The 15,287-nt window shown below is 64.1% G+C and carries 15 protein-coding genes; 10 read left to right on the forward strand and 5 right to left on the reverse strand.

The genetic code is table 11. The features are described 5' to 3' along the window. Nucleotides 1-2,028 (forward strand): ATP-dependent helicase (locus ACILRN_RS09855; protein WP_395687809.1); only part of this gene is annotated, 2,028 nt, incomplete at its 5' end. Nucleotides 2,029-2,104: 76 nt separating this feature from the next. On the opposite strand, the gene ACILRN_RS09860 is transcribed toward ACILRN_RS09855, so the two are convergent. Continuing rightward, a complete protein-coding gene (locus ACILRN_RS09860) occupies nt 2,105-2,620 on the reverse strand; it encodes a tetratricopeptide repeat protein (RefSeq protein WP_395687811.1) in 516 nt (171 codons plus the stop codon). Between the two features lie 98 nt (nt 2,621-2,718). Here ACILRN_RS09860 and ACILRN_RS09865 point away from each other — a divergent pair, with 98 nt between their 5' ends. The 7 genes from ACILRN_RS09865 (at nt 2,719) to ACILRN_RS09895 (ending at nt 10,279) form a co-directional block, all read left to right on the forward strand. Next, on the forward strand, nt 2,719-3,612 hold the full coding sequence (locus ACILRN_RS09865) for a DMT family transporter (RefSeq protein WP_395687813.1): 894 nt from the start codon (nt 2,719-2,721) through the stop codon (nt 3,610-3,612). 4 nt (nt 3,613-3,616) lie between these two features. Continuing rightward, nucleotides 3,617-5,422 (forward strand): DMT family transporter, encoded by a 1,806-nt coding sequence (locus ACILRN_RS09870; protein WP_395687814.1) that lies wholly within the window; start codon nt 3,617-3,619, stop codon nt 5,420-5,422. Continuing rightward, the gene (locus tag ACILRN_RS09875; RefSeq protein ID WP_395687816.1) at nt 5,419-6,651 is read left to right on the forward strand and encodes an MFS transporter; all 1,233 of its coding nucleotides are present in this window, start codon (nt 5,419-5,421) and stop codon (nt 6,649-6,651) included. Before ACILRN_RS09870 ends, ACILRN_RS09875 begins: the two co-directional genes overlap by 4 nt. A gap of 5 nt (nt 6,652-6,656) precedes the next feature. Next, the gene (locus ACILRN_RS09880) at nt 6,657-7,025 is read left to right on the forward strand and encodes a hypothetical protein (RefSeq protein WP_395687818.1); all 369 of its coding nucleotides are present in this window, start codon (nt 6,657-6,659) and stop codon (nt 7,023-7,025) included. Between the two features lie 138 nt (nt 7,026-7,163). Then, nucleotides 7,164-7,433: an usg protein gene (locus tag ACILRN_RS09885; protein ID WP_395687820.1), complete on the forward strand. Its 270-nt coding sequence runs from the start codon at nt 7,164-7,166 to the stop codon at nt 7,431-7,433. 102 nt (nt 7,434-7,535) lie between these two features. Continuing rightward, a complete protein-coding gene (locus tag ACILRN_RS09890) occupies nt 7,536-8,876 on the forward strand; it encodes a cyclic nucleotide-binding domain-containing protein (protein WP_395687822.1) in 1,341 nt (446 codons plus the stop codon). Next, nucleotides 8,873-10,279 (forward strand): mechanosensitive ion channel family protein, encoded by a 1,407-nt coding sequence (locus ACILRN_RS09895; RefSeq protein WP_395687824.1) that lies wholly within the window; start codon nt 8,873-8,875, stop codon nt 10,277-10,279. The genes ACILRN_RS09890 and ACILRN_RS09895 overlap by 4 nt, the downstream gene beginning before the upstream one ends. Before the next feature lie 59 nt (nt 10,280-10,338). Here the strand turns inward: ACILRN_RS09895 and rpsD are convergent, their stop codons facing one another. After that, nucleotides 10,339-10,956, reverse strand: coding sequence for a 30S ribosomal protein S4 (gene rpsD, locus ACILRN_RS09900; protein ID WP_395687826.1), 618 nt, complete (start codon nt 10,954-10,956; stop codon nt 10,339-10,341). 214 nt (nt 10,957-11,170) lie between these two features. Between rpsD and ACILRN_RS09905 the strand changes: the two genes are divergently transcribed. Continuing rightward, nucleotides 11,171-12,010: a carbohydrate ABC transporter permease gene (locus ACILRN_RS09905; RefSeq protein WP_395687828.1), complete on the forward strand. Its 840-nt coding sequence runs from the start codon at nt 11,171-11,173 to the stop codon at nt 12,008-12,010. On the opposite strand, the gene murI is transcribed toward ACILRN_RS09905, so the two are convergent. The 3 genes from murI to ACILRN_RS09920 are packed head-to-tail and all read right to left on the reverse strand — an operon-like array spanning nt 11,996 to nt 14,901. Further along, nucleotides 11,996-12,817 carry a glutamate racemase gene (gene murI / locus ACILRN_RS09910; protein WP_395687830.1) on the reverse strand — a complete coding sequence of 274 codons (822 nt, stop codon included), beginning with the start codon at nt 12,815-12,817 and terminating at the stop codon, nt 11,996-11,998. The two genes, ACILRN_RS09905 and murI, sit on opposite strands and share 15 nt — an antisense overlap. Then, a complete protein-coding gene (locus ACILRN_RS09915; protein WP_395687832.1) occupies nt 12,814-13,647 on the reverse strand; it encodes an RNA methyltransferase in 834 nt (277 codons plus the stop codon). Before ACILRN_RS09915 ends, murI begins: the two co-directional genes overlap by 4 nt. A gap of 18 nt (nt 13,648-13,665) precedes the next feature. Beyond that, the gene (locus tag ACILRN_RS09920; protein ID WP_395687834.1) at nt 13,666-14,901 is read right to left on the reverse strand and encodes an MFS transporter; all 1,236 of its coding nucleotides are present in this window, start codon (nt 14,899-14,901) and stop codon (nt 13,666-13,668) included. Nucleotides 14,902-15,027: 126 nt separating this feature from the next. Here ACILRN_RS09920 and ACILRN_RS09925 point away from each other — a divergent pair. Further along, nucleotides 15,028-15,287, forward strand: a 260-nt coding sequence (locus ACILRN_RS09925; RefSeq protein WP_395687836.1) for an isocitrate/isopropylmalate family dehydrogenase, incomplete at its 3' end; no start/stop codon positions are given.

The raw sequence follows: 15,287 nt of genomic DNA on the forward strand, positions 1-15,287 counted from the left end.
ATCGGCGGGGCTGTCGAGGGCATGAGCTGGCTGGGCACGTTTCACGCCATCGGCGTCAAGATCCTGCGCAACCATGCCGAGCTGGCGGGGCTGCGGTCCGGCTTCTCGATTCTGGACAGCGACGACCAGATCCGGCTTCTCAAGCAGTTGCTGGAGGCCAATGACGTTGACGAGAAGCGCTGGCCAGCCCGCCAGCTTGCCGCACTCATCGATGGCTGGAAGAACCGCGGCCTGACGCCCGAACGCGTGCCGCATGGCGAAGGCCAGGCCTTCGCCAACGGGCTCGGGGCGCGGCTCTATGGCGAATATCAGCAGCGCCTGAAGGTGGTGAACGCAGCCGATTTTGGCGACCTGCTGCTGGAGGTGCTGCGCATCTTCCAGGAAAACCCGGAAGTGCTGAAGGACTATCAGCGGCGCTTCAAGTACATGCTGGTCGATGAGTATCAGGACACCAATGTCGCGCAGTATCTGTGGCTGCGACTGCTGGCGCAGGGCCACCGCAACATCTGCTGCGTTGGCGACGACGACCAGTCGATCTATGGCTGGCGGGGCGCGGAGGTGGACAACATCCTGCGCTTCGAGAAGGATTTTCCAGGTGCAAAGGTCATCCGGCTCGAGCGCAACTACCGCTCGACACCTCAGATCCTGGGCGCGGCATCGGGCCTCATCGCCAAGAACGAGAGCCGGCTGGGCAAGACGCTGCACACCGACCGCGAGGATGGAGAAACGATCAGCCTGCGCGCCCACTGGGACGGCGACGAGGAGGCTCGCAGCATCGGAGATGACATCGAAAGCCTGCAGCGCAAGGGCGAGCGGCTGAACGACATGGCGATCCTGGTCAGGGCCTCGTTCCAGATGCGGGCGTTCGAAGACCGTTTCATCACGCTGGGCGTGCCCTACCGGGTGGTCGGTGGCCCGCGCTTTTATGAACGTGCCGAAATCCGCGATGCACTGGCCTATCTCAAGATCGTGGCCTCGCCCGACAATGACCTTGCCTTCGAGCGGATCATCAATGTGCCCAAGCGCGGCATCGGAGAGACCTCGGTCAAGCGCATGCATGCGCTGGCCCGCGCCCAGGGCACCTCACTCTACCGAGCAGCAGAGGCCGTGAGCCTCGGGAGCGAAATTCCGGCCAAGGCGCGCGGCGCCCTGCAACAACTGCTGACGAGCTTCGGCCGCTGGCGGCAGATGGCGGACACGCTGGACCACACGGAGCTGGCAGAGATCGTTCTCGACGAGTCCGGCTACACCGACATGTGGCAGGCGGACAAAAGCCCTGAGGCGCAGGGCCGCCTCGACAACCTCAAGGAGCTGGTGCGCTCGATGGGTGAGTTCGAGAACCTTGCCGGGTTCCTCGAGCACATTGCGCTGGTGATGGATGTCGAGCAGTCGGCAGAAGAGGACAAGGTCAACATCATGACCATGCATGCCGCAAAGGGCCTCGAATTCGGAACGGTGTTCCTGCCGGGCTGGGAGGAAGGCCTTTTCCCCAGCCAGCGCTCGCTCGACGAGAAAGGGCGCGCCGGACTGGAGGAAGAGCGCCGTCTTGCCTATGTCGGCATTACCAGAGCCAAGCGCCGCGCCTTCATTTCATTTGCCCAGAACCGGCGGGTTCACAATCTCTGGCAATCTGCCCTGCCCTCGCGCTTCATTGACGAATTGCCTGAGGCGCACGTCGAAGTGGCAGCGATGACCACCAGCTATGGCGGGCAGCCTTTGGGAAGCTATGGAAAGAGCCGCTTCGAGGATGCCGTGCAGCCCTTTGGCGCGAGCTATGAGACACCCGGCTGGCAACGCGCGCAGGCGCGCTGGAGCGCGGGCACGGCAGCCAGGTCACCCCCCCATTTCGGCGCTGGCGAAATGACCGCTCGTGACAGCGAAGCCGTGCGCTATTCCGCGGGCGAGCGGGTCTTCCACGAGAAGTTCGGCTATGGACTGATCCGTGCTGTCGAGGGCAACAAGCTCACCATCGACTTCGACAAGGCAGGCGAGAAGCGGGTGATCGACAGCTTCGTCGCACGTGCCTGAAACAGCGGCAGCAGCGCCCTCGATGACCGTCGTTCAGCTTCTGGCGGCTCAGAGCAGCTGCCAAAGGCAGCCTTGTCTAGCCACCCAACTTCTTCAGCATGCTGTCGATCCGGGCAGCGGTGGCCTCATCAGCCACTGCACGCGCGGCGATGAGATCAGCCCTGGCGCCCGGCAGGTTGCCAATCCTGAGGCGGAACGCTGCACGCGCGACATGCACATCGGCATCGGCGGGAGAGACTTCGATTGCCCGGTCAAAGTCGGCGATGGCGCTTTGCCCGTCCTTGAGCAGCAGTTTCGCCTCGGCGCGACCGACATAGGCGCGGCCGAATTCCGGCCTCGAGATGATGGCGCTGGTGAAGTCGGCGACAGCCTTTGCGGGTTCGCCAATGAGCAGCAGCAGGCGACCGCGCTCATAGGCAGCCTCGGCACTGCCCGGATCCGCCTCCAGCGCCGCGGTGAAGGCGGACATGGCCGCGACCACATCCCGGCGTTCAAGCGCCGCACGTCCGGCGGCGATATCTTCGGCAACGGTCGCAGTCGCAGCATTCACCGCGCAACACAAAATCAAGAGGCTCGCGAGAAGTGCTCTCATCACCACTCTGCTAGCCGGTTACAGCATGGCAGGCAAGCAGGCGCCGGTTGACCTCGGCTGCCAGTTCGGGCAGGCAGGAGCCTGCCACCGGACGTTTCATGCTCAGCACCCGCGCTCGCGCCATAATTGCCCTGACGGCCGCCATGTTCCTGTGGGGCTGCTCGCCGGTGTTCATGCGAACGCTGGCTCTGTCGCTCAGCCCCGAGAACTCGCTGGCGGTTCGCTACGTGCTTCTCACAATCATCAATGTCGCCGGGCTCGCCTTGTTTGGCGGCTGGCACATCGCGCGGCAGGACTGGGGACGGTTTCTGGTCGCCGGACTGGCGGGCATGGCCGGTTACAACTGGTTCGTGAATGCCGGCTTCGAACTCGTGCCGGCCGGAGTTGGCACTCTGGTCACGATGATCGAGCCCCTGATGATTGCATTGCTCGCCTCGGTGCTTCTGGGCGAGCGGCTGACGATCTATGTCCTGCTGGGCGTGGCGATGGCGATTGCCGGAGCGATCGTGCTGTTCTGGCCGGACATCACCAACACGGCAGACCAGGAGATCTCCGTGCGTGGGCTGATCTATCTGCTTCTATGCTGCCTGGGCTGGGCGATCTACACCATCGCCACCAAACCCCTGCTTCAGCGCTACAGCACCTTTACCGTCACCGCCACCACCATGCTGATCGCGGCGCCCGTGATGCTTGGGCTGGCAAGCGAACCGCTGCCCCGGCTGATCGGCAGCCTCGATGCCGCGCAATGGTTCGAGGTGATCTATCTGGTTACGGCAACGGGCCTCGGCGGCACCATGTTGTGGAATTACGGAGCGGCACATCTGTCGAGTTCGGCAGCGGCAACCTTCCTGTACATCATCCCGGTGGTGGCGGTCTCGGCTGGCGCGCTGATACTGGACGAGCCCGTGACGCTCCACCTGGTTGCCGGCGGGCTCATCATGCTGGCTGGCGTGGCCGCAGTGCAATTCGGGCCCCTGCTGGGGAAGAGCTGAGGCCATGCAACTGACCGCCATCCTCGCCCTGATCTTCACCATGATCGTATGGGGCGTGAGTCCGGTATTCTTCAGATCACTGTCTCTTGCGCTCGGACCCGCAGATCACCTGGCGATCCGGTATGCGCTGGTGGGGGCGCTGTTCCTGGTGGTACTGGCAGCAACCCGCGCCTGGCGCATCGAGCGCGCCGACTGGCCGCGAATGCTGCTGGTGTCGGTGATCGGTTTCACCGGCTACAATCTGGGCTCAGCCTTTGGCTTCGAGCTCATCACTGCGGGAACGGGAAGCCTCATCATCGGAACCCAGCCACTGCTGATCGCGCTGATTGGCATTCTGGCAGCAGCAGAGCGGTTCACGCTCACAACCGGAACAGGATTGCTCATCGGGTTCTCCGGCATCGTATTCCTGGTATGGAATGACCTCAGCCTCACCGGCGATCCACTGCAGTTTCTCAGCGGCTGCGCCATGATCTTCGTATCCGGAACCTGCTGGGCGATCTATGCGGTTGCAAGCAAGCCACTGTCACGGCGCTACGGATCGCTGCAGACAACGGCGCTGTCGGTCGTCATTACCTCTCTCGTGCTGGTGCTGCTGCTGGGACGACCATCGACCTTTGACACGTTGCAGGCAATGAGCCCGCGGCTGTGGCTCGAGATGGGTTACCTCGTGGTGTTCGTGACAGCGCTCACCATGGTGACCTGGAACTTCGGCGCCGCCCGCCTGCCAGCGGTGGCGGCGGGAGCATTTCTCTATCTCGTTCCGCCGATCGGCGTCCTTGCCGGAACGCTGATCCTGGGAGAACGGGTCACGCAAGGCATGGTGATCGGCGGCAGCCTGATCCTGTCCGGTGTTGCAGTGACGCAATTCGGCGACAGAATAACGCTGAAGGGCAAGCTCGCAGCGCTTGCGGCCATCCTGTTTGCGGTGACGATGTGGGGACTCATACCCGTTGCGATGCGCTACCTCGTGACCGAGCTTTCGCCACAGACCACCATGGTGCTCAGACTGCTGCCGAGCGGGCTGCTTGCGCTGGTCGTGGTGTTGTTCACGGGGGTGCGCCAGATTGCCTGGCGCGACTGGATGCAGATTGCGATTGCAAGCCTCGTCGGCAACTTCGGGTGCCAGGCCCTCATCGCCTACGGCATGGAGAACGTGCCTGCCAGCTGGACGGGACTGTTGTTCGGACTGGAGCCCGTGTTCATCGCGCTCCTCGCGGTTCTGCTGGCAGGCGAGCGACTGACGGGCTGGCTGATCGCCGGCATGCTGGTGGCCTTTGCCGGAACCGCCGCGCTGATGCTGGGCAGCACGCTCACCCCGCAGGGCGATGTCTCGTTGATCGGGCTTGGCCTGCTGACGCTCTCGACCATGTGCTGGGGAGTCTATACCGTGCTGATCCGTCCGGTCTCGATCAGCTATGGTCCACTGCCGGTGGCCTGCATCGCGATGGCGCTTGCGGCACTCCCCACACCGCTGTTCGTCACCGCCGACCTGCCCGACATGCTGGTGAGCATGGATGCCACGGCCTGGCTGGCGGTTGCATTCGTGGTGGTCTTCGGGACCTTCCTCGCCACTGCGGCCTGGAACTTCTCGCTCGACCACATGGAGAGCTCGACCGCCGGGCTGTTTCTGTACATGCAGCCCGTGGTGGCGGCACTTGGCGGTATCCTGCTGCTGGGCGAGCGGATCACCTGGCCGCTCATCCTGGGCGGCGGGTTGATCATCGCGGGGGTGGCCATCGCCCAGTTCGGCCCCCTCATGCGCAGAATGCGTTTGAGGCCGGCCGCCCGAGGGACTAGACCACCGGCATGACCTCAGCATCCAGCCATTCCATGCCCTGGCACCGGACCGTGACGGCGATGATCGTTGCGGGCTGCCTGGTTGCCATCGTCAATTTCGGCATCAGATCGACCTTCGGGTTCTTCACGGTGCCAATCTCCGAGGCCCACGAATGGCCACGCGAGATCTTTTCCTTCGCCATGGCACTGCACAATCTGGTGTGGGGGCTGGCAACGCCAGTGGCAGGCATGCTGGCCGACCGCTATGGCTCGGCACGGGTGCTGATGGCCGGGGCCGTGATCTATCTCATCGGCCTTCTCATGATGGCCTTCACCGAGACACCCGTCATGTTCAACATCGGCGGCGGCCTTCTGGTGGGCGTGGGTGTGGCGTTTTCCTCATTCTCGATCGTGATGGCAGCACTTGGCCGCATCGTGCCGGCCGAGCGGCGCAGCTGGGCCTTCGGCATCGCCACCGCCTCCGGCTCGATGGGGCAATTCATTTTTGCTCCTCTCGGCGCCGTGCTGATCTCCGCCTATGGCTGGCAGACTGCGCTCGTCGTTCTGGCGGCACTGTCGCTGCTGATCATCGTGTTCGCCTGGCCGCTGATGAGCCAGAACACATCAAGCGCTCCGCGCAGCGCAGGCGAAGCCGATCTCACCATGCGACAGGCGATCGGCTCGGCCTTCGGGCACGGCTCCTACCTGCTGCTGATATCCGGCTTCTTCGTCTGCGGCTTCCAGCTCTCCTTCATCGTGGTTCACATGCCAGCCTATCTGACGGAGCACGGTATCTCGAAGGAGATGGCCGGAATTGCCATGGGCCTGATCGGGCTGTTCAACGTGATCGGCTCCTATGCCGCCGGCATCATCGGCGGACGCGGCGACAAGCACCTGCCGCTGGCCTTCATCTACCTGCTGCGCGCCATGCTGGTGGCAGGCTTCGTGCTGCTCCCGGTCAGCAACCTCACGACGCTCGCCTTCACCGTGTCGATGGGCCTCCTGTGGTTGTCCACCGTGCCCTTCACCATGGGGCTGGTGACGGTGATGTTCGGTACGCGGTACATGGCGACGCTCTATGGTTTCGTGTTCGTCAGCCATCAGGTGGGCTCGTTCCTCGGCGTGTGGCTGGGCGGGCGCCTCTACGACCAGTATGGGTCCTATGACATCGTGTGGTGGCTGAGCGTGGCGCTGGGCGTGTTTGCCTTTCTCGTGCATCTGCCGATCCGCGAGCAGCGCGCACCCCGCTTCGCCGTGGCCTGAGTCCCATGCTCCGGAGCGGGCACAGGCTGGCGCTTCTGCTGTTCGCGGCCGTGCTGGCCATATGGCTGGCCGCCATGGCCATCATCATGCGCCAGGCCGCCCTGCCGCCCGAGGCCTCCGGCCTGATGCTGGCCATCTTCGAGCCGGGCACTGCGCAGGACGAGGCCTTCGCCAGCCTGACGCGGGCGGGAGCGCGGGTCGTGCGGCCAAGCGGGCTTGGCTTCATCTGGGTGGTATCAGGCGAAGAGCCGGGCCTGGCCGGCCGCCTCCAGCGCGAGGGCGCGCTGGGCGCCTACCGCGATCTGCCCATCAGCCCGGTCCTTGCCGGGTGCTTTGCCGTGGCCGATGCCAAGCTCCAGGCCCTTGCACCATGAACCGCCATGGCCTGGCAGCAGCAGGCAGGAAATGCTGCTAATTATATGTTTTAATTCAGCTTATTGAACCGTGCGGGTTGACGGACAGTGCCTGGCTGGGCAGCATCGCCGGGTCACAGGCACTGCGGAGGACTGAGCATGAGCGACCAGGATTTCGCCCGGCAGATGGCGGGCTGGAGTCTCACCACGGCGGAAATCACCTATCACATGCCCGACTATCGCCATCTGCTGCAAAGCTTCATCTGGCAGGACTATGACCTGGCTCCGCGTTTTCCGCGGCTGGTCAAGTTTCTCGATTTCTGGACCCAAAATCTCGACGGGCCGCTCGCCACGGTGCGGGTAGCCCATGCAGGGATCCTGCGGCCCGTACAACTGCGCCACGTCAAGGGCGAGTGGGCACTGCACTGACCACATCGCACTGCCCCGCCTTGTGAAGGCTGACGGCATCAGACAGAATGCATGCGAATCTGTCGCCATGCGGACAGCACGCGTTCACAAGGGAGCCTTTAGTTGACATCTGGCATTCTGGCAGTCGGCGTCCTCGGGTTCGTCACCACCATGTCGGTGCTGATCGGAGCCTATATCGGCCTGTTCTTCAAACTGCCGGAGCGCGCGCTGTCCACGATCCTGGCCTTTGCGGCCGGATCGCTCATCGCAGCGCTTGCAATCGATCTCTCGTTTGAGGGCGCGCAAGCGCTGGAGCAGCAGGGCTTCGGCCTGCACCAGTCCTGGCTCTACATGTCCGGAGGCTTCGTGCTGGGTGCGATCCTGTATTTCACGGCGTCGATGTTTCTCGAGTCACATGGCGCGGGCCTGCGCTTTCCGAGGCGGCTGCTCGAATACACCAGGCTGGCGGCCACCAAGCCGGCCGATGCCAAGATCGGCATGCTCGCCAAATGCGCGCTTCTCAAGCATCTGAACGACTCCGATCTCAAGACCCTGCTGCCGCACATGCACAGCCGCCAGCATGCCGCTGACGACACCATCCTGACGGTCGGCGAAGAGGGACAATCGCTGTTCATCATCGTCGAGGGAGAGGTCAAGATCGTGGACCGCAGCGGCCAGACCATGGCGACGCTGGCCGGCGGCGACGTGTTCGGCGAAATGGCACTGATCGAGGGCGGCACGCGCAGCGCGACGGTGATCGCCACCGCACCGGTCGTGCTTCTGGAGATCGACCGGACCGGCTTCAACCTGCTGGCTGACAAGGACGACGTCCTGAAACGGGCGATCCATGACATCGCCCGCAAACGCGCGCTCGCCAACATGAAGGACTCAGGCAGCGACCACTCGCTGTGGGCCAGGATCTATCATGCCAGCCAGGGTGACGCGCCACTCGAGGACGTGAGCAAGGGCAAGGGGGTGGGCCTTGCGATCATCTTCGGCAACATTCTCGACACGATCCCCGGCTGCCTGGTCATCGGCGCCAAGTTCTCTGGTTTCGACAGCCTCTCGGCAACACTCATCGTGGGCATGTTCCTTGGCGGCATTCCGGAATCAGCGGCCAGCGCCACACTGCTGCGCCGGGCTGGCTATTCGACGGCGGCGATCTACGCGATGTGGTCATCGGTCATCCTCGCTGGCGTGCTGTCGGCCATGGCCGGGCATCAGTTCATCAGCAATTCCGAGTCGCTGTTCGCCATCGTCATGCAGGCCGTGGCAGCGGGCGCCATCCTCGCCATGGTGAGCCATGCTATGATCCCCGAGGCGATCCACAAGGGCGGAACGGTTTCGGTGATGCCCGTCGTGCTGGGGTTTCTCTTCGCGCTCTATCTCTCCCTCGCGGAGGCGCGGATACAGGACCAGCCGGTCGAGCCACAGTCCAGCCAGCAGAGTCCGGCCAGTCCATGACGGACGCTCTCGACCCCGATCGGCCGAGGCGCCAGGCCCGCCGGCTTCTGGCCAGCGCCCTGGCGATCGTGTTTGCCCTGCTCGCCGGCATCGGATCGCCCAGCGCGCACACCACCAGCGGCGGGTCGTCCTTTGCGGATGTCACCGTCGACCGCTCGACACCCGAACAGAACCTGCGAACATTTCTGACTGCGGTCGAGCGCAGCATCGTGCGCCTGGAGGCCCGCGAATGGGCGCGCCAATACTACGATGCGTGGCTCTACCCGCCGATTACGGCCGAGGCGTCCGCCGAGATCGGCCTGCTCAAGCAGTATGTTCTCGACTCGATGGATCTTTCAGCCTTCCCAGACTGGCGCCGCGAGTCCGCCGGCATCGAGACGGCCCTGATGCTCTGGGAGATCTTCCGCGCCGAAAACGTGACGCGCGAGACGACGTTCAAGCAGTTGCGCGACGGGCTATGGGTGATCCCCGGCACCTATGTGCAGGCCGGAACGATCAACTCCGGCATTCGCGCGGGCGATGTTGTCTTCACCGCCGAAACTGTTGCGCATGTTCCGGCGCTCTATCAGATCCGGGTCGGCGACCGCCCCGCCGACGGTTTCAGCGCCTATCACTATTTCACGGAGACGCCGGGAGGACTGGAACCACCGCGCTGGGCAGGCATTGCCCATCGGCTGCCCGGCATCCTGAGCTGGGAATTCGGTTCCAACACGCTGTTTCAGTGGCTGATCACGGCGGTGATCCTTGCGACCGTTCTGCTGGCGCCGCCCCTGATCAGCGCATTGATCCGGGTCCGTGGCCCACGCTGGTTCTGCCAGTCCTTGCTGACCGCGGTCTTTTCGATCCAGGCCACTGGCCTTGTCATCGACCAGGCGGGGCTTTCGGGCGGAAGCGCCACGCTCATGACGCTTCTGTTCCTCACCCTGTTCTATGGCGCGATCGTGGTGTGCGTTCTGATTGCCGGGGAATGGGTCGGAAACCTGTTTTCCTCGATCCAGCAAGCCAAGGACAAGACCTTCGACACCAGCATCATCCGGCTGGGCACCCGCGTGGTGTCGGCCATGCTGGCGATTGCAGTGATGATCTATGGCATCAGCACTGCAGGCGTGCCGGTTTACGGCATCATTGCCGGATTTGGCGTGGGAGGGCTCGCCTTTGCGCTGGCCGCCAAGCCCACGCTGGAAAACATCCTTGCCGGGGTGATCTTGTTTCTCGACGGGTCGATCAAGGTTGGCGACACCATCGAGTCGGGCGTTCTGACGGGAACCATCGAGGACATCGGGATGCGCTCAACCCGCATACGCAGTTCCGATGGCGGGCTGATCAGCGTGACCAATTCCGAGCTTGCCGACAAGGTGATCAAGAACGTCTCTCGCCGGATTCTGGCGCAGGAGAAACCATAGGCAAAGAAAAAGCCGCCGGAACCAGCCCGGCGGCCTTTGTACTCCAATCTGACTGCAGATCAGCGCGAGTAGTACTCAACCACGAGGTTGGGCTGCATCTGGACCGGATAGGGGACGTCCGAAAGACCGGGAATGCGAACCATGCGCGCCGTCATGCCCTTGTGGTCGGCTTCGATGTAGTCCGGCGTGTCGCGCTCGGCGAGCTGGGCCGACTCAAGAACCGAGGCGAGGCCCTTGGCCTTCTCGGAGAGTTCCACCGTGTCGCCAACCTTGAGGCGGATCGAAGCGACAGTGACGCGGCGGCCGTTCACCTTCACGTGGCCGTGGCTCACGAACTGGCGCGCGGCGAACACGGTCGGCACAAACTTGGCGCGATAGATCACCATGTCGAGGCGGCGCTCGAGCAGGCCGATGAGGTTTTCCGAGGCGTCGCCCGTCATGCGGCTGGCCTCCTCATAGACCTTGCGGAACTGACGCTCCGAGAGGTTGGCGTAATAGCCCTTGAGCTTCTGCTTGGCCTTCAGCTGGGTGCCGAAGTCCGACATCTTGCCCTTGCGGCGCTGTCCGTGCTGGCCGGGGCCATATTCACGCTTGTTCACGGGGCTCTTCGGGCGGCCCCAGATGTTTTCGCCCATGCGGCGGTCGATCTTGTATTTCGCGTTTGCGCGTTTCGTCATTTTAAGGTCTCCACGTGACGACAGATGAGAACCCACCCTCCTTGACGCCGGTCTCCCGGCCGACAGCCCCATGACTGGGGCGCGGGCAAGCAAACACGGAGCCCTGCGGCTCCGTGATGGCGGCCGTATAGGGGAAGGTGCCTTACCTGTCAAATCAGCACTCCGGGCTGCCCGCCCTTGCGGCGGGCCTTACAGTTGCCCAAACTCCCCTCGAATGCCCCTTGCCCGCCCCCTCCGCCACCTGATCCGTGATGCCCTGGCCGTTCTGACCGTGGGCTGCTTCCTGTTTCCCCTGCTATGGTGGGGGCTGACCTCGATCAAGCCGGCCCATGCCATCTTCGAGCTCGACGCCGTCAACTGGACGGACTTCACACCAAGCCTGGCCAATTACCGGGTGACACTGCTGGGCGAGGGTCCGGGGCTGTTCGCTTCGAGGCGGGCGATCCTCGACTCGCTGATCGTTGCGGTGGGGGCTGCCGCCGTCAGCCTGCTAGCCGCCCTGCCCGCCGCCTTCGCATTTTCCAATTTCGGCTTTGCAGGCCGCCGTGCCCTGTTCCTGTGGGTGCTGTTCCAGCGCGTTCTTCCGCCGATCGCCATTCTTGTGCCACTGGTGCTGATCTACAGCGCCGCTGGCCTGCGCGACAGCCGGACCGGCGTGATCCTTGCCCATGGTGCGGCCAATCTTGCCTTCGCGGTGCTGCTGCTGAAGTCGTTCCTCGACGAAGTGCCGCGCGAGGTGGGCGAGGCCGCAGCCCTCGACGGAGCCTCGCCACTGCAGCGTTTCCTGCGCATCGACCTGCCGCTCACCCGCGGCGGCATCGCCGCCACGGCGGTGTTGTGCTTCATCTTTTCGTGGACCGAGTTCCTGATGGCGCTGTTCCTGACCAACGTCAATGTAAGGCTGCTGCCGGTCCAGCTCAGCCTCGTCGTGACCCAGACCTGGGGCTTTACCGCCGCCCTGAGCATGGCCAGCCTGCTGCCGGCCTTCATCTTCGTGCTCCTGGTTCAGCGCCACCTCGTCCGTGGACTGACGATGGGACTAGGGCGCAGCTAGCGCAAGAAACTCCGGCAGGTGGAACCCCATTCGCGCATAGGCCGGCAGGGCATCGGCCGCCGCCGTCCGGTCCGAGGTGAGCAGGACGCTGTTGTGGGGAGGAACACGTCCTGACGGCGAGCACGTTACGCTGCCCGAAAGAACATCTGCCACTCGCCGTGCGATGGCGGGAGCGGGGTCTATGTAGCGCACCACCCAGGGCTCGACCCTTGCCAGCTCATCGCTGAGCAACGGGTAATGGGTGCAGCCGAGCACCACGATGTCGGTCCGGCGGCCCTGCTCTTCAACGAAGACCGGCGAGATCTCAGCCCTCAGCTCATCAAGATCGACAGCTGTGCCCTTCAGCTTCCGCTCGGCCATCTCGGCCAAGCCCGGCGCACCATGCAGCAGCACCCTGCAATTGGCCGCAAAACTCTGGATCAGTCCATGGGTATATTCGCGCCGAACCGTGCCCGGCGTGGCCAGCACGCCCACAATGCCGGACTTGGTCTGCGCCGCAGCGGGCTTGATGGCCGGCACCGTGCCAACGAACGGAACCTTGAACCGGTCGCGCAACTGGGCGAGCGCAATGGTGGAGGCTGTGTTGCAGGCAATCACGACAAGATCAGGATGGACGCGGTCCACGAGCTCCGCCATGACGGCCAGGATGCGCCGCACCAGGGCATCCTCCGGCCAGGCGCCAAAGGGAAAGGCGGCATTGTCGGCAGCATAGACAAGCTGAGCGAAGGGCAGCTCGTGGCGCACCGCGCGCGCCACCGTGAGCCCGCCCATGCCCGAATCAAAGAGCAGGACGCGGGCGGTGCTCATCCCCCGCCCTCCTGGCGGGCGCGAGCCTCGCGCCGGCGCTCATGCACGCGGGTGAGCGAGGAAACGATGCCACGCAGCGAGCGCACCTCCTGCTCGGTGAGCGCGGCACGCGCGAAGAGATTGCGGATGTTGCGCAGCATGCCGGGTTTCTTGTCATCGGTCTTGAAGAAACCCGCAGCGTCCAGCTCCTGCTCGAGCTGGTCGAAAAAGCCATAGAGCTCTTCCTTGGTGGCAAGCCTCGTATCGGGCGTCTGCAGGCCCGGACCTTCAAGGGCCGGCAGCTCCGGCGTCTGCTGACCCAGCGTCTCGGCCTGATCCTTGTACCATTCGTAGCCCATGAGCAGCACCGCCTGCGCGATGTTGATCGAGGCGAAGGCCGGATTGACCGGCGCGGTCACGATCACGTCGGCAAGCGAGATCTCGTCATTGGTGAGGCCGGTGCGCTCGCGCCCGAAGAGGATCGCCACGCGCTCGCCACGCGCCACCCGGGCGCGCATGTCATGACCGGCCTGTTCCGGCGTGATCACCTCCTTCACCATGCCGCGCGGCCGCGCCGTGGTGGCGTAGACATAGTGCATGTCGTTCAGGGCCTCTGGAAGGCTGGCATGCAGGCTGGCCCGTTCAATGATCCAGTTGGCTCCGGAAGACGAGGTGAGCGCCTTCTCATTCGGCCAGCCGTCTCGCGGGTCGACGAGGCGAAGCTCGTGCAGGCCGAAATTGGCCATGGCGCGTGCCGCCGTTCCGATGTTCTCACCCAGTTGCGGACTGACGAGAACCGCGACGGGCGCAGGTCCAAGCTGCTGATTCCTGGTCTTGTCGGTTCCTGCCATGAGCGGGAGATAGCCGCGCTAGGAGCGCCCGTCCAGACGCTTCGCCGAGCGCAGCTCCGGAAACCAGCGCGACCAGAAGAAGGCCACCGCCACCGTGCCAGCCCCGCCCAGCGCGACCGCCGCCACCGCCCCGATGAGCCGCGCCACAACGCCCGCCCGGAACTCGCCAAGTTCATTCGAGGCGCCGATGAAGACCCGGTTGACCGCGTTGACCCGGCCACGAACCTCATCAGGCGTCCAGAGCTGCAGCAGGGTCTCGCGGATATAGACGCTGACCATGTCCGTCGCTCCCATCAGTATCAGCGCGGCAATCGACAGGGGAACCGAGGTCGACAGACCGAAGACCATGGTGAAGACGCCGAAGGCCGCAACACAGACGAACAGGATGACACCGGCACGGTCGCGGATGCCGCGGCGGGCCAGGTAGAGCGCCATGGCCACCGCCCCGATTCCGGGAGCGGCGCGCAACAGGCCCAGTCCCCACGGGCCAACATCCAGAATGTCGCGCGCATAGACGGGAAGCAGCGCCACAGCGCCACCCAGCAGCACCGCGAAGAGGTCAAGCGAGACCGCCCCGAGCACAACCCTCTGACGCCGGATGAAGGCAAAGCCAGCGAACAACGACTTGAGCGTCGTCTCGGCTGCCGCCCCGGCGCTTTGCGGCACCTGTCCGATGGCGAGAACCAGTCCTGCGGCCATCATCACCAGCACGAGGGCCGTGCCGTAGGCCGCTTCGCCCGACAGCCCATAGAGCAAACCGCCCGCCACCGGACCTGCGATGGTGGCCGTCTGCCAGACAAGCGTGGTCAGCGAAATGGCATGCGCGATGGCAGCCTTGGGAACAAGATTGGGGGCCAGCGCGTCCGAAGCCGGGTTGAGAAAGGCCCGCGCCACTCCCAGGACCACCAGAATGCCGAAGACCGGAGTGACGCTGGTGGGCGCCCCCAGCGTGAAGACCAGCAGGCCGAGGGCGCAACCGCCCTCTACCAGAAGGCAGGCCGCCATGATGAAGCGGCGGTTGAAGCGATCGGCGGCAAAGCCGGTGACCAGAACCAGGAGCAAGGCGGGCAGAAACTGCGCCAGGCCCACATAACCCAGATCGAGCGGATCGCGGGTGATGTCGTAGATCTGCCAGCCGACCGCCACCGACATGATCTGCACGGCGAAGGAGGCACACCCTACCGCAAGCCAGTAGAACACGAATTTCGGATGCTGGAGGGCATTGGCTTCGGCCGAGGCGCGCAAGGTGGTCATGCCATCCCCTGCCATTGCCAGACCGGGAAGTCAAAAGCTCCGCGCATGGTGTGAATTGCCGCCCCGCAGGCAGACTGCTATAGGCAGCGCACAACGGTTTCCGCATTGCAAAAGAAGGCGCATCCCATGGCGAAGATCAAGGTCAAGAACCCGGTTGTCGAACTCGACGGCGACGAGATGACCCGCATCATCTGGGATCTCATCAAGAAGAAACTGATCCTGCCCTATCTCGATGTCGACCTGCATTACTACGACCTTTCGGTCGAGCACCGCGACAAGACCAACGACCAGGTGACCATCGACGCCGCCAATGCCATCAAGACCCATGGCGTCGGCGTCAAATGCGCCACGATCACGCCAGACGAGGCCCGGGTGAAGGAGTTCGG

Source organism: Aestuariivirga sp., assembly GCF_044238155.1.
In the GTDB taxonomy this organism is placed as follows: Bacteria; Pseudomonadota; Alphaproteobacteria; order Rhizobiales; family Aestuariivirgaceae; genus Aestuariivirga.

Bases quoted from the DNA above. Each gene is read 5' to 3' on its own strand.
- murI (WP_395687830.1), bottom strand. From the start codon at position 12,817: ATGAGCACCGCCCGCGTCCTGCTCTTTGATTCGGGCATGGGCGGGCTC.
- ACILRN_RS09870 (WP_395687814.1), top strand. From the start codon at position 3,617: ATGCAACTGACCGCCATCCTCGCCCTGATCTTCACCATGATCGTATGG.
- ACILRN_RS09915 (WP_395687832.1), bottom strand. From the start codon at position 13,647: ATGGCAGGAACCGACAAGACCAGGAATCAGCAGCTTGGACCTGCGCCC.
- ACILRN_RS09895 (WP_395687824.1), top strand. From the start codon at position 8,873: ATGACGGACGCTCTCGACCCCGATCGGCCGAGGCGCCAGGCCCGCCGG.
- ACILRN_RS09865 (WP_395687813.1), top strand. From the start codon at position 2,719: ATGCTCAGCACCCGCGCTCGCGCCATAATTGCCCTGACGGCCGCCATG.
- ACILRN_RS09860 (WP_395687811.1), bottom strand. From the start codon at position 2,620: ATGAGAGCACTTCTCGCGAGCCTCTTGATTTTGTGTTGCGCGGTGAAT.
- ACILRN_RS09920 (WP_395687834.1), bottom strand. From the start codon at position 14,901: ATGACCACCTTGCGCGCCTCGGCCGAAGCCAATGCCCTCCAGCATCCG.
- ACILRN_RS09880 (WP_395687818.1), top strand. From the start codon at position 6,657: ATGCTCCGGAGCGGGCACAGGCTGGCGCTTCTGCTGTTCGCGGCCGTG.
- ACILRN_RS09905 (WP_395687828.1), top strand. From the start codon at position 11,171: ATGCCCCTTGCCCGCCCCCTCCGCCACCTGATCCGTGATGCCCTGGCC.
- rpsD (WP_395687826.1), bottom strand. From the start codon at position 10,956: ATGACGAAACGCGCAAACGCGAAATACAAGATCGACCGCCGCATGGGC.
- ACILRN_RS09875 (WP_395687816.1), top strand. From the start codon at position 5,419: ATGACCTCAGCATCCAGCCATTCCATGCCCTGGCACCGGACCGTGACG.
- ACILRN_RS09885 (WP_395687820.1), top strand. From the start codon at position 7,164: ATGAGCGACCAGGATTTCGCCCGGCAGATGGCGGGCTGGAGTCTCACC.